Annotated in this window: 13 protein-coding genes and 1 tRNA gene; 13 read left to right on the forward strand and 1 reads right to left on the reverse strand. The window is 48.7% G+C overall.

All coding sequences use genetic code 11. From position 1 onward, the window contains the following. Positions 1-54 precede the first annotated feature (54 nt). The 5 genes from purS to ACYVI9_RS04420 all read left to right on the forward strand — a co-directional run bounded on the left by purS (position 55) and on the right by ACYVI9_RS04420 (position 6205). Entirely contained in the window at positions 55-300 is a 246-nt protein-coding gene (purS, locus tag ACYVI9_RS04400; RefSeq protein WP_460761203.1) for a phosphoribosylformylglycinamidine synthase subunit PurS, read from the forward strand. A gap of 46 nt (positions 301-346) precedes the next feature. After that, positions 347-1012 (forward strand): 16S rRNA (cytidine(1402)-2'-O)-methyltransferase, encoded by a 666-nt coding sequence (rsmI, locus tag ACYVI9_RS04405; protein WP_460761206.1) that lies wholly within the window; start codon positions 347-349, stop codon positions 1010-1012. Positions 1013-1131: 119 nt separating this feature from the next. After that, positions 1132-3960 carry a M16 family metallopeptidase gene (locus ACYVI9_RS04410; protein WP_460761208.1) on the forward strand — a complete coding sequence of 943 codons (2829 nt, stop codon included), beginning with the start codon at positions 1132-1134 and terminating at the stop codon, positions 3958-3960. Between the two features lie 105 nt (positions 3961-4065). Then, a complete protein-coding gene (locus ACYVI9_RS04415; protein WP_460761210.1) occupies positions 4066-5469 on the forward strand; it encodes an MBL fold metallo-hydrolase in 1404 nt (467 codons plus the stop codon). A 169-nt stretch (positions 5470-5638) separates the two neighbouring features. Beyond that, the gene (locus ACYVI9_RS04420) at positions 5639-6205 is read left to right on the forward strand and encodes a DUF4136 domain-containing protein (RefSeq protein WP_460761696.1); all 567 of its coding nucleotides are present in this window, start codon (positions 5639-5641) and stop codon (positions 6203-6205) included. A 608-nt stretch (positions 6206-6813) separates the two neighbouring features. Here ACYVI9_RS04420 and ACYVI9_RS04425 read toward each other — a convergent pair. Further along, positions 6814-6885, reverse strand: a tRNA-Glu gene (locus tag ACYVI9_RS04425). A gap of 178 nt (positions 6886-7063) precedes the next feature. Here ACYVI9_RS04425 and gap point away from each other — a divergent pair. The 8 genes from gap (at position 7064) to ACYVI9_RS04465 (ending at position 13343) form a co-directional block, all read left to right on the forward strand. Next, positions 7064-8077: a type I glyceraldehyde-3-phosphate dehydrogenase gene (gap, locus tag ACYVI9_RS04430; RefSeq protein ID WP_460761213.1), complete on the forward strand. Its 1014-nt coding sequence runs from the start codon at positions 7064-7066 to the stop codon at positions 8075-8077. A gap of 119 nt (positions 8078-8196) precedes the next feature. Further along, complete coding sequence (locus ACYVI9_RS04435; protein WP_460761215.1) at positions 8197-9396, forward strand: phosphoglycerate kinase; 1200 nt, start codon at positions 8197-8199, stop codon at positions 9394-9396. A 31-nt stretch (positions 9397-9427) separates the two neighbouring features. Further along, positions 9428-10258, forward strand: a complete 831-nt coding sequence (locus tag ACYVI9_RS04440) for a hypothetical protein (protein ID WP_460761218.1) — start codon at positions 9428-9430, stop codon at positions 10256-10258. A 10-nt stretch (positions 10259-10268) separates the two neighbouring features. Further along, on the forward strand, positions 10269-10658 hold the full coding sequence (locus tag ACYVI9_RS04445; RefSeq protein ID WP_460761221.1) for a diacylglycerol kinase: 390 nt from the start codon (positions 10269-10271) through the stop codon (positions 10656-10658). Between the two features lie 104 nt (positions 10659-10762). Further along, positions 10763-11344 carry a LemA family protein gene (locus ACYVI9_RS04450; protein WP_460761224.1) on the forward strand — a complete coding sequence of 194 codons (582 nt, stop codon included), beginning with the start codon at positions 10763-10765 and terminating at the stop codon, positions 11342-11344. 6 nt (positions 11345-11350) lie between these two features. Beyond that, the gene (locus ACYVI9_RS04455) at positions 11351-11935 is read left to right on the forward strand and encodes a LemA family protein (protein ID WP_460761226.1); all 585 of its coding nucleotides are present in this window, start codon (positions 11351-11353) and stop codon (positions 11933-11935) included. A 34-nt stretch (positions 11936-11969) separates the two neighbouring features. Next, on the forward strand, positions 11970-12434 hold the full coding sequence (locus tag ACYVI9_RS04460; RefSeq protein WP_460761229.1) for a TPM domain-containing protein: 465 nt from the start codon (positions 11970-11972) through the stop codon (positions 12432-12434). A 171-nt stretch (positions 12435-12605) separates the two neighbouring features. Beyond that, positions 12606-13343 (forward strand): TPM domain-containing protein, encoded by a 738-nt coding sequence (locus ACYVI9_RS04465; protein ID WP_460761232.1) that lies wholly within the window; start codon positions 12606-12608, stop codon positions 13341-13343. Positions 13344-13383: the final 40 nt, after the last annotated feature.

The following is a 13383-nucleotide window of genomic DNA, read 5'->3' on the forward strand; positions in this document are numbered from 1 at the left end:
AAACTTATTTTTGCGCCTGAGAATCGTAAAAATCGTCAAAGCAATTATAGTATTATGAGTTATACCGTTCAGGTGGTTGTCATGCCTTTAAAAGAACTGCTGGATCCTCAGGGTAAGGCCGTTAAAGGCGGATTGGAAAATCTGGGATTAAATAATGTATCGGATGTTCGGGTCGGTAAGCATATCACCCTGCAGGTGGATGCCGAGAATGCCGATGCAGCCAAAACTGTGGGCGAGCAGGCGGCGCAGAAACTGCTGGCCAATGCCGTCATGGAGTATTTTGAGGTAACCGTATTGTAGGCGACCTTCCGGACGGGCTTTTCAGTACAAAATATTCCAGATAGCCATGCTGTATTTAGTTCCCACTCCTATTGGAAATTTAAAGGATATTACCCTTCGGGCACTGGAACTGCTCCGGGAAGTCGACCTGATTCTGGCAGAGGATACCCGTACGACTTCCCATTTGCTCAACCATTACCAGATTGGGAAGCCACTGACACCCTATCACCAGCATAATGAGCATAAGATTCTGGATCACCTGGTACAGCAGCTGGAGGCAGGCCGCAATATGGCCCTGGTTACCGATGCCGGCACACCAGGTATATCGGATCCTGCTTTTTTACTGGTCCGGGCCTGTGTACAACATCAGATCGAAGTGCAGAGTCTGCCGGGCGCAACCGCTTTTGTGCCGGCACTGGTCAATAGCGGACTGCCCACCAACCGGTTCTGTTTTGAAGGATTTTTGCCGTTGAAAAAAGGCCGGCGTAGTTTGCTGGAAAGCCTCAAAACGGAGCCGCGCACCCTGATTTTTTATGAGTCGCCGATGCGATTGGTAAAAACACTCCGGGAACTGGCTACGGTCTTTGGTGCTGACCGCCCTGCCAGTGTAAGCCGGGAGCTGACCAAATTGTATGAAGAGACCCGCCGTGGTACCCTGGAAGAGCTGGCGGCTTATTTTGAACAAAAGTCCGTAAAAGGTGAACTGGTGATCGTCGTAGGCGGTGCCGGATAATCCGGCAGGTTGCCAGTAGGCCGCCGGGCGGCATTTTTCCTATTTCCGGTTCCGATTTTTCCGGTAGTCCTACTGCTATGAAGACCGCTTTGCATTTGAAAATAAAAATTAATCTAACTATGGTAACAATCAAAACACAATTCAGGTATTTTTTTATCGGTCTGTTGCTACTGCTTAGCCTGGGTACCCTGGCCCAGGTCACGGCAGAGACGCCGATACCGATAGACCCGCAGCTGCATACCGGCCAACTGGACAACGGCCTCACTTATTATATACGACAAAACAAAAAGCCGGAAAAGAAGGTAGAATTAAGACTGGTCGTCAATACCGGTTCTGTTATGGAGGATGATGACCAGCAGGGGCTGGCGCATATGGCAGAGCATATGGCTTTTAACGGCACCAGGAATTTCAAGAAAAATGATATCGTCAGTTTCCTGCAGCGCATCGGCGTCGGATTTGGTAATGATCTGAATGCGTATACCAGCTTCGATGAAACCGTCTATATCCTGCCGATACCTACCGATAAACCCGAGAACCTGGAAAAGGGTTTTCAGGTGCTGGAGGACTGGGCCCACCAGGTGACCTACCTGGACGAGGATATCGAAACGGAACGGAATATCATTCTGGAGGAAAGCCGCCTGGGCAAGGGGGCGGATGACCGAATGTTCCGCCAGATCTACCCCCAGCTTTTCCAGGGCAGCAAATACGCAGAAAGACTGCCCATCGGAAAAGACTCCATTATCCGGAGTTTTCAGCCCGATGTCATCCGGCGTTTTTACCGGGACTGGTACCGGCCGGATCTGATGGCGGTGATTGTGGTAGGGGATGTAGCACCCGCTACCGCCGAAGCACTTGTAAAAAAGCATTTTTCATCGCTGACCAACCCGGCGGACCAGCGGCCCCGCAACGCCGTACCGGTACCAGCCTATACAGGAAATGCCGGCAAAGTGGTAACCGACAAGGAAGCGACCCGTTATGAAGTGACGATTGCCTACAGTGCTTTCCCGGAAAAAGAGGCAGCGACGGTGGGACAGTATAAAGAGGGCATTCTGAAAAGCATTTTTACCACATTGCTGAATTACCGCCTGCAGGAGCTGACCCAGCAGGAGCAACCGCCATTTATCTATGGCTATACGTATTTCAACAGCTATGCCCGTGGCTATGATCAGTTCAACGGAAGTCTGGGTGTGGGAACGGCTGACGGCGCGGTAAAAGGACTGGAAGCATTGATGCAGGAAATCGAAAGGGCCAAAAGATTTGGCTTTACGCAGTCTGAACTGGACCGGGTGAAACTGACTTTACTGTCCCGGATGGAAAGGGCCTATAACGAAAGGGAGAAAACCGAATCCGGTTCCTATGCCGCCGAATACATTCGCAACTTTCTGGAGCAGGAACCCATTCCGGGGATTGCGGTGGAATATGAATATTATAAGACCCTGCTGCCTCAGATTACACTGGCCGAAGTACAGCAGGTCGGTGTCCGGCTGCAGCAGACCCCCGATTTCTTTGTGGCGATGACCGGCCCTGAAGGTCAGGGACTGCCTCAGGCGGGCCAGCTGGTACAAACCGCTGAGGCGATGGCCACCAGCCAGGATATTCAACCCTATGAAGAAAAACTGGTAGCGGCCAATTTGTTGGAACAGGAACCGAAGGGTGGTAAAATCATGGCAGAGACCCGGGACGAGAAAATGGGTACCAAGACCTGGAAGCTGAGTAACGGTACCACCGTTACCATAAAGAAAACGGATTTCAAGAATGACCAGATTCTGCTGGGCGCCTCCCGCTATGGTGGCACCAGTAATTATGAGGTGGCGGATAAGTTCAATGCCAATTATGCGTTATCGGTGATCAATGCCATGGGTTATGGGGCTTTTTCACCTACCGATCTGCAGAAAGCGATGGCCGGCAAGTCGGTGACCGCTGGTGCGACTTTCGGTAAGAAAACGGATGGTTTTTCAGCAAGCAGCACCGTCAAGGATCTGGAGACCATGTTCCAGTTGCTGTATCTTAAGGCGACGGCACCCCGGGTCGATACCGTGCTGTTTCGATCTTTTCTGAAGAAAAATAAGGACCAGTTGGCCCACCTGATGGCTGACCCGCAGGCGGTATTTATAGATACCCTGCTGAAGACTGTCTATCACAACAGCCCCCTGGCACCTATTGGAGTACCGCGGCCGGAATATTTTGATCAGATCGACCTGCAAAGGGTGCTGGATATTTACCGCGAACGCTTTGGCAATGCCTACGGAATGCATTTTGTAATCGTTGGCAGTATTGATGAAGCCGTCTTAAAACCCCTCGTGGCAAAATACATCGGCGGACTGCCTGCGCACCAGGAAAAATTCAGTTATAAGGACAACGGATTGCGTCCTGTAAAAGGCAAAGTAGACGTGAACGTGTATAAGGGGCAGGAGGCCAAAAGTCTGATTCTGACCTATAGTTCCAATGAATTGCCGTACAGTGAGGATCTGGCATTTAAAGCGGATGCGATAGCTGAGGTCCTGAACATCCGGGTAATCGAAGAGCTCCGGGAAAAAATTCAGGGTATTTATGGGGGCGGTACCAACTTTTCGGTCAATAAGCTGCCCTATGCCCATTCGGTATTTAACGTACAGCTCCCCTGCGGACCGGACAAAGTGGATACCCTGCTTAAAGCGGTGAACGCAGAGATCGCTGCGATGAAAACCAATGGCCCTTCTGCAGAAAATCTGGAAAAAGTAAAACAACAGTGGATTGAAAAAAGACGCACCCAGATCAAAGAAAACGGTACCTGGCTGCAATTTATTATCAGCAGACAGAACGACCCGACCAAAGACCTGGATCGTTTCCTGAATTACGAAAAATATGTCGAGGCACTGACGCCTAAAGACTTACAGCAGGCAGCAGGCATCCTGTTCGCCGGTAACAATGAAGTGACCGCAGTGCTGTATCCCGAAAAGCTGCAATAAATTATTTTTCAATATTTTTACAAGGGCCGCTAATGATGCGGCCTTTGTATTTTTAATCAGCCTGTCTTTCTGTTACAGGCAGGAAACTTAAAAAATTAAAAATTTATGAAGATTGCTTTTCATGGTGCGGCGCAAACCGTTACGGGATCCAAACATGTCATAACACTCAAAGACGGCCGGAAAATCCTCCTGGATTGCGGCATGTTTCAGGGAATGGGGTCGGAAACCGAATCGCTGAACCGGGATCTGGGTTTTAATGCGGGTGATATTACGGCAATGGTCTTGTCTCATGCGCATATCGATCACTCGGGTCTGATACCCAAACTATCAGCCGAAGGATTTAAGGGAAAGATTTTCTGTACCCCGGCTACCAAAGACCTGGCCCATATTCTGCTGATGGACAGCGCCGAGATTCAGGAGAACGATGCCCGGTTTCTGGAGAAAAAGCGACCCAATCTCTCGGAAGAATTATTACGCCCCCTCTATACCCTTGAAGATGCCAAGAAGGCCATATCATTGTTCGAGCCCCGGGAATACGGTGACTGGTTCGAAGTCATCGACGGGGTCGAATGTCTGTTTACCGATGCCGGTCATATTATCGGCAGCCAGTGTGTCCATCTGAAAATCAGGGAAGACGGCCGCGAAACAAGGATTACTTTCAGTGGTGATCTGGGACGTTACCGGGATATCATCCTGCGCTCGCCGGAAACTTTTCCCCAGGCCGACTATATTATTATGGAATCCACCTACGGAAATAGCCTGCATGAAGAAGTCGATACCGCACCGGATCTGCTGCTCGACTGGGTACAGAAAGTCTGTGTGGAAAGAAAAGGCAAACTGATTCTGCCGGCCTTCAGTGTCGGCCGGACCCAGGAAATCCTCTATGCCTTTAACCAGCTGGATCTGGAAAGAAGGTTGCCGAGGATACCTTTCTATGTAGACAGTCCTTTAAGTATCGAAGCGACCGATATGGTGAAAAGGTATCCGCAGTATTTTAACAAACGCATTCAGAATGTCATGAAAAATGATGAAGACCCGTTTTCATTTACCGGTCTGATGTATATCAAGGACGTGAAGGATTCCAAGGCACTGAACTTTCAGAACGGCCCCATGGTTATTATATCAGCCAGTGGTATGGCCGATGCCGGCAGGGTGAAACACCATATCAGTAACAATATTGAAAACTCCCGCAATGCCATCGTCATGACCGGATATTGTGAACCCTCATCTTTGGGTGCGCGGTTGCTTTCCGGTGCCCGGGAAGTTGGCATATTTGGCATTGAACATCAGGTGAATGCCGAGATCGGCCAGGTGCGCAGTATGAGTGCCCATGGAGATTATGAGGATATGAGCCAGTGGCTGGCCTGTCAGAACCCCCGTGAAATTCGCAAATTATTCCTGGTGCATGGAGAACCGGAAGTACAACATGCCTTTAAGAACCGGCTGATTAAAAAAGGCTTCACCGATGTCATGATACCGGAGCGGCATTTTGAAATCGGCCTGGGATAGGCGCCATACAAATAAAGTTGCACCGAAAGGGAGGACGATCAGGTCCTCCCTTTTTCATAAATGCCTGTATATCAGTTTCCCGGAAGCAAAACTGTCTTTTCACAAATATTTTACAGTCTGCAGGCTACGATTTTTGTCGTATCCGCGTCTATTTATAAAGGAGCTGGTGATGAAAGCAGGCGGGATTATATTATTAGGGCTCGTAACACTGCTGATCGGATGCGGCCCGTCCGCCCATATTGAAAGGGCAGCGAACCTGGATCTGAATCAGTACCACAGTTTTGCCTGGGCCCGAAAATCAGAAAAAGCGGCCAAAGCAGGCCTGATGGAACAGCGGATAAAGGAAGCGGTTAGTTTGGAACTGGAGCGTAATCTGGGCTGGAAACAGACCCGTCGTCGTCCCGATGTATTGCTAAGTTATGATCTGCTCGTTGAAAAAAGCAGCCGCAGGCAGGAGGAGCCGGTATATAGTTGGGGCGGATTCAGGACATTCTACAATCCTTACCGCAGACGTTTTTACCGGGTATATTATCCTTCCAGATTTGTGGGATATGACAGTTATCGGACCCGGGTCCGGGAAGGCACGATTTCAGTGACAATGGTAGATGCCCGCAATGATAAAACACTGCTACAGGGTTGGGCCACGGATGAGATCGCCAGCAGGCGGATCACCAGCGCTGAAGTGGATCGAATTATAAAAGCCATTTTTCGGAAAATGAATCTGGATGACCGGTAAGGTCGTCCTGCAACAAGAAGAGCGTAGTTTGGTTTGGTAGTTACATGCAAATGCCCCCGACAACGGGGGCTTTGCTGTTTTAGGCCAGGCAAGAAAGACTGCAAACTATTTACTGCTCCATGTAGCGAAATGGTCGGTGCCGAAATTTCGATCTGTCCGCCAGGACGGACCGCTACAGTCTGAGACGGAATTTACCTGCCTGGCTAGCTTCAAACTATCCTTTTAGATTGAGCCAGAGGATGTAAAGTCCTAAATTTAAAAAAACTGTTGTGTGAAGAAAGCAATTATTGACTAAAATTGCTTTCTTTAGTTAACTATAACTTCATCTAAGATCTTTTAACATTTCTTATGTATATATCCTTGAAGAAGGAATAAGAATCATCGGGGCGGAACTCTCCAATTATACGGGCAGGCCTTAAATAAGACTTCTGAAAAGAAGCTCGGGGCGTTGAAGTCCGAAGCCCATTGGTCTTTAGCCAATGGGTAGTTCACAAGCAGTTTGATCCGGGAAGATTGGATTTTACCAAATGTTGTTCCGTTACCGTTACAGAATGCAAAAAAAAACCTCATAACTGATTAATAGTAATCTAATTATGAGGAATTCTCTGTACCGCGTACGGGAATCGAACCCGTGATTCATCCGTGAAAGGGATGCGTCTTAACCCCTTGACCAACGCGGCATGTGTTTTTTGGGAGTGCAAAGATAGGGGTTCGAAATATTATCTCAAAGATTTCAGAAAAAAAATCTTTCCAAACGATAATGTTTATAAAAAGTAAAATGTAGAAAGTACACTTTCTGGTAAAATCACTAACTTCACGCCTCCAAAAAATGCACTTATTAATTAAACTACTAAAAAAATGAGCAAAGTAAAAGTAGCCATCAATGGCTTTGGTAGAATTGGTCGGTTGGTTTATCGCCAAATTTATAACCAAGAAGGTATTGACGTGGTTGCCATCAATGATTTAACAAGCCCCAAGGTATTAGCCCACTTATTAAAGTATGATTCAGCGCAGCGCAGATTTGATCAGGATATTAAATATACAGATAACGCCATTACAGTAAACGGCGACGAAATTAAAATATACGCCCAGAAGGATCCTTCTCAAATTCCCTGGGGTGACCATGATGTAGATGTGGTACTGGAATGCACCGGTTTTTTTGCTGACAAGGATAAAGCGGAAGCTCATATCAAAGCAGGAGCCAAAAGAGTTGTAATTTCTGCACCAGCCACCGGTGATCTGAAAACTATTGTTTTCAATGTAAACCATGATATCCTGGATGGCAGTGAAACCGTTATTTCCTGCGCTTCCTGTACGACCAACTGTCTGGCGCCGATGGCCAAGGTACTGGATGATACTTACGGTATCGAAATGGGTATCATGACTACGGTTCATGCTTATACCAATGATCAGAATACCCTGGATGCACCACATCCCAAAGGAGATCTGAGAAGAGCCCGCGCCGCAGCCGCCAGCATTATCCCCAACAGTACAGGTGCGGCGAAAGCCATTGGTCTGGTACTGCCCAACCTAAAAGGTAAACTGGATGGTAGCGCACAGCGTGTTCCGACCATTACCGGATCGCTGACCGAACTGAACGTGATCCTGTCCAAAGTGCCTTCAGTTGATGAGATCAATCAGGCGATGAAAGCAGCTTCCAATGAAAGCTTCGGCTACACAGAAGATGAAATCGTAAGCAGTGATGTGATCGGTACCCATTATGGTTCCATTTTCGATTCAACTTTGACTAAAGTGATGAATGTCGGCGACAAACATCTGGTACGCACCGTTGCCTGGTATGATAACGAAATGAGTTATGTATCCCAGCTGGTACGCACCGTGAAATATTTCGCAGGCTTGATCAGCAAATAATAAAGCAAAACTAAACGTGAGCGGAACAGCAGTGTTCCGCTTTTTAGTTTTACAAACCAGATGCCTCTCCCGGCGGAGAAACATCTGTTTTTTTCATCAGTATTATTAAAATTATTCATATGTCAACTTTTACTTCCCATAATTTCAAGGACCAGAAGGCCCTGGTCAGAGTGGATTTCAATGTTCCGCTGAACGAGCAACTGGAAATTACTTCCGATGCCAGAATGCGGGCTGCCGTTCCCACCATAAAAAAAATCCTGGGTGATGGCGGTGCAGTGATCCTGATGTCTCATTTGGGTCGGCCCAAGAATGGTCCCGAAAACAAGTTTTCATTGAAACATCTGGTGGCGCATCTGAGTGAATTGCTGGATGGTGCTCCGGTTCGCTTTGCCGACGATTGTATCGGGGAACAGGCTGTAAAAGCTGCTTCCGAACTGCAAAGCGGAGAAGTATTATTGCTGGAAAACCTCCGTTTCTATAAGGAAGAGGAGAAAGGAGATCCCGCATTCGCCGAAAAACTGTCTCAACTGGGTGATGTGTATGTGAACGACGCCTTCGGAACTGCCCACCGGGCCCATGCTTCCACTGCCATTATTGCCCGATATTTTGACGGTGACAAAAAAATGTTCGGACAACTGATGGAAAACGAAGTCAACAGCGCTAATAAAGTACTCCGTCAGAGCGAAAAGCCTTTTACTGCCATTCTGGGTGGAGCCAAGGTATCTGACAAGATCATGATCATTGAAAATCTGCTGGATAAAGCTACCGATATCATTATAGGTGGTGGTATGGCGTACACATTCTTTAAAGCGATGGGCGGTCAGATCGGTGCTTCGCTTTGTGAGGAGGACCGGCTGGATACCGCTAAGGATATTCTGGCCAAAGCGGCAGAGAAAGGGGTGCAGATCCATTTACCGGGAGACAGTATCGTGGCCGATAAATTTGCCGCCGATGCCGAAACCTCTGAGGCACCCAGTAATAATATACCTGAAGGCTGGATGGGACTGGACATCGCTGCCGAAGCCCGTGGGCAGTTTGCCAATGTGATCAGCGTTTCTAAAACCATCCTTTGGAACGGACCGATGGGCGTATTCGAAATGGAACAGTTCCAGGCCGGTACCAAAGCAATAGCAGAAGCTGTTGCCGCTGCTACCGAACAAGGCGCCTTTTCTCTGGTTGGGGGTGGTGACAGTGTCGCTGCCGTTGACAAATTTGGTTTTGCTGACAAAGTGAGCTATGTATCTACCGGTGGTGGCGCCATGCTCGAATTCTTCGAAGGCAAGACCCTGCCGGGTATCGCTGCCATTCAGGAAGGCTGATTTTAAAGATGCACTGTATATTTGTAACCGCATGAAGCAGCTTACATCTATAATACCGACGCTACTGTTATGTAGCGTCTTTTTTTATGGACGGTCCCAGACTTTCAGCAACCGGCTTGAGGGGCGGTTCGAGGCGGCCGGCGGAACTGCGCTCTACCAGTATTTTATATTTGACGGAAAAGGGAGTGTAGATATTATGGGCTTTAATGATGGCTATTATTTTCAGAAAGATGATACCCTGATTGTATTCCCTGATAAAAGCCTGTTTAAGTTCCTGGTCCGTAATGACACCCTGGTCGGTGTTTCCAGTTGGGTGGATTCCGGTCGCTGGGTACTGAAGTCATGCCTGGGTGCCGATCCCCTGCAGATCGACACCCTGGAAGGCGACCGGATGGCTTCCCTGTTGAATGATTATTATGAACTGACCAATAGTGGCAGCTGGAGTTTTCTGTTCAATAATGACGGTTCCTATGAGCAGGCCCTGCGCAAGCTTTGTGTCGAAGGACTCACCAAAGCCTGTCTGGATTATGTGGGATTGAAAATTCTTTCGGATATCGGCATGTATCCTGCCAATGCCACGATCGCCAATAAGAAAAGGAGGGCGGATCCCCATATTATTGAATTGCTGGAAGCAGTGATTGCCAAAGGCGATAAAAACGGTTATATGGTACTCGGCGGTTATTGGGCTTCTCTCGGAGATGCTACTAAAGCCAAGGCGGTCCTGGAAGAAGGGATGGACGAGGGCTGTAAAAAATGCGGCCTGACCCTGATCAGTATTGCCATGCAGGAAACACCCCTGCCGCCTGCGCAGCAGGAACTTCCCAAAACCCGTAAGGCCCGGGTGCGTCGGGTAAAACGATAAATTTATAGTGATGCACAGAGATGATTTTTTGCACCGGTTGATCCGGAGTTTCGGATACGCATTTCGAGGACTCCGGCAACTGCTTGCCGGCGAACGCAATTTTCAGATCCATACCGGGCTGGCTTTTCTGGCCCTCGTATTGGCCGGATTGCTGGATATGAACCGTACCGAATTTTGTATCATCCTGCTTTGTATCGGTATGGTATTGACTGCCGAAGCCCTGAATACGGCAATAGAAAAACTGGCGGACCGGATCCATCCGGCTAAAGATCCGCTGATCGGACAACTGAAAGATATTGCGGCTGCCGGTGTACTGGTGTCTGCCTGTGTGGCACTCATAATCGGATTGCTGCTTTTCCTGCCGAAAATAGGTATGGCCTTTTCTGACTGGTCCGGATAACCACTGACCGGTAAATATGCCAGGTCCGCCGATTCTGCGGGCAGGACAGGGAAAAAAGTTATATATTACATCAAATTTCTTTAACAAACCTAAAACACAAAACAATGAAAGGAATTGGATTGATTGTACTGGTAATTCTGGTAATTCTGGGATTTATGGGTTGCAATGGCTATAACAGTCTGGTAGAACAGGATGTTGTAGTGAAAAAAGCCTGGAGCAATGTCGAAGCAGAATATCAGAAAAGAAATGACCTGGTGGACAACCTGGTTAATACCGTTAAAGGGGCTGCTAATTTTGAACAGAAAACCCTGACAGATGTTATCAATGCCCGGGCCAATGCCACCAAAGTGAATATTTCTGCCGACAATCTGACTTCAGAGAATCTGGCGCAGTTTCAGGCAGCACAGGGTCAGGTGAGCAGTGCCTTGAGCCGTTTACTGGCAGTTGTGGAAAGTTATCCGGACCTGAAAGCTACAGCGAATTTTACCCAGTTACAGGGACAGTTGGAAGGCATCGAAAATGATATCCGTGCTTCCCGCAAGACCTTTAATGATGCGGTTGCACAATACAATAGTAAAGTACGGAAATTCCCGATGAACCTGCTGGGAAGCATGTTCGGTTTCCATGAAAAAGACGGTTTTAAAGCGGACGAAGGCGCCAGTACCGCACCCAAGGTTCAATTCTAATCCAATATGAATAGAAAAGGCGTTGGGAAATACCTGTTCGGGGCCATTCTCCTATTATTGGTTCTTTATGGTGTAGTGGCCTACAACCGTATTGTGGAAAAAGACAATCGGGTGGACCAGAGCTGGAATGAAGTCCAGTCCGTCTATCAGCGCCGGCTGGATCTGGTTCCCAATCTGGTCAATGTGGTCAAGGGTCTTTCAGATTTTGAACAGACAACACTCACCCAGGTCGCTGCCGCAAGAGGGCGGGCCATGGAGGCGGCCAGTTCGACCGTTAGCGCCGAAAATTACCAGCATCAGACCCAGGTGCAGGATGAACTGGCCAGCGCCGCCAATCGGCTGATCCTGTCCGTAGAACGCTACCCGCAATTACAGGGAACTTCAGCATATCGGGGTCTGCAGACCCAATTGGAAGGTACCGAAAGGAGAATTAAGGTGGCGCGCAATGATTTTAATGCAGCGGTGGCTGATTATAACCGGACGGTAAGAACTTTTCCCAGAAGCCTGGTAGCCGGCCTATTTGGTTACAGTCCGCGGGACGGATTCCAGGCAGTTGCCGGCGTGGATACGGCCGTGGAAGTCAAATTTTAGCGGCCCGTAAGGGTTGCCTGTTAAAACATTTGCAATGGGATTTTCTTTGTTTGCGAAAAAAACAGTAGATTTTCTTTCTTCAGCGGAGAAAGAGCAGATCATTGAAGCCATTCGAAAGGCAGAAAGCAGAACCAGTGGTGAAATCAGGGTCTATATGGAGCGTCACTGCAAATATGTTGACCCCATGGACCGGGCAGCAGAGATATTCTTTAACCTGAAGATGGATCAGACCCGGGACCGCAATGCGGTCTTGCTGTATATTGCCATCCAGGATCATCAGCTGGCGCTTTATGGTGACAGCGGTATTTATGAAAGGACCGGGCGGCCATACTGGGAAACGCTGGTCGCTCATATACTAAGACATTTCGACAGCAGGCATTTTGCCGATGGAATCAGCAATTATATTGCGGAAATCGGAGAAGGGCTGCATCAGTATTTTCCCTACGATCGTGCCGAGGATCAGAACGAGCTCCCCGATGAGATCGTATTCGGACATTAATTTTTAAATCTTTCCGATCCGTTCGGAATCAAGACCTTACATAAAATCGAAGCAAAGCAATACATTCATCTAACAGCAGCCGCACCCAGGATCCGGTTTTTTTCAGGAAAGCCAGGCCGGGGTCTGTTAATTTTATGCTTACTGGTCCTGCCCCTGCTGGCAGCTGCCCAGGTGGAGAAAGTCCTGCCCAGTCCCACCAATCCGCCACGCCTGGTAACAGATTTTAGCGGCAATTTTCTGACACAGGAACAAAATCAGGAACTGGAAAAAAAGCTGGTTGCTTATGATGACAGTAGTTCCAATCAGATAGCGATCGTGATCGTGGATGATCTCGGTGGATATTCCATTGATGAATATGCCGTTGCCCTGGGTAGAAAATGGGGTGTAGGTGGACAAAAGCAGTTCTCCAACGGTATCGTTATTCTGGTGAATACCGGAGAAAAGGGTGGCCAGCGCGGCGTTTTCCTGGCAGTCGGGTATGGATTGGAGGGGGCGGTAACGGATCTGGTTGCCGAACAGATTGTCCAGTCGGATTTGTTACCCAATTTCCGGGCAGGCAATAATTACCGTGCCTTTGACAATGCTACCGATGATATTATGGCCGCAGCTGCGGGCAGATATAAGGCGCCCGAAGGTTATCACAAAGGTTCAGGTCGTGGTGGCGGCAGTCTGATGGGACTGGTGATCGCTTTTATTGTATTGCTGGTTATCATCAAACTGATCAGTCGCGGTGGCGGGGGTGGTGGCGGCTATGTATCTCGTCGCGGCTATCGGGGCGGCCCCATTATATTTCCCGGGGGCTGGTCTTCGGGATCCGGTGGCGGCGGCTGGTCCGGCGGCGGTGGCGGTGGATTCGGAGGTTTTGGCGGTGGAAGCTTTGGTGGCGGTGGCGCCGGCGGCAGTTGGTAAAACCTTTAAGGGACCGCTGTTGGCTGCAGCGGGTACCGTT

The sequence above is a fragment of the Niabella terrae genome (genome assembly GCF_054783135.1).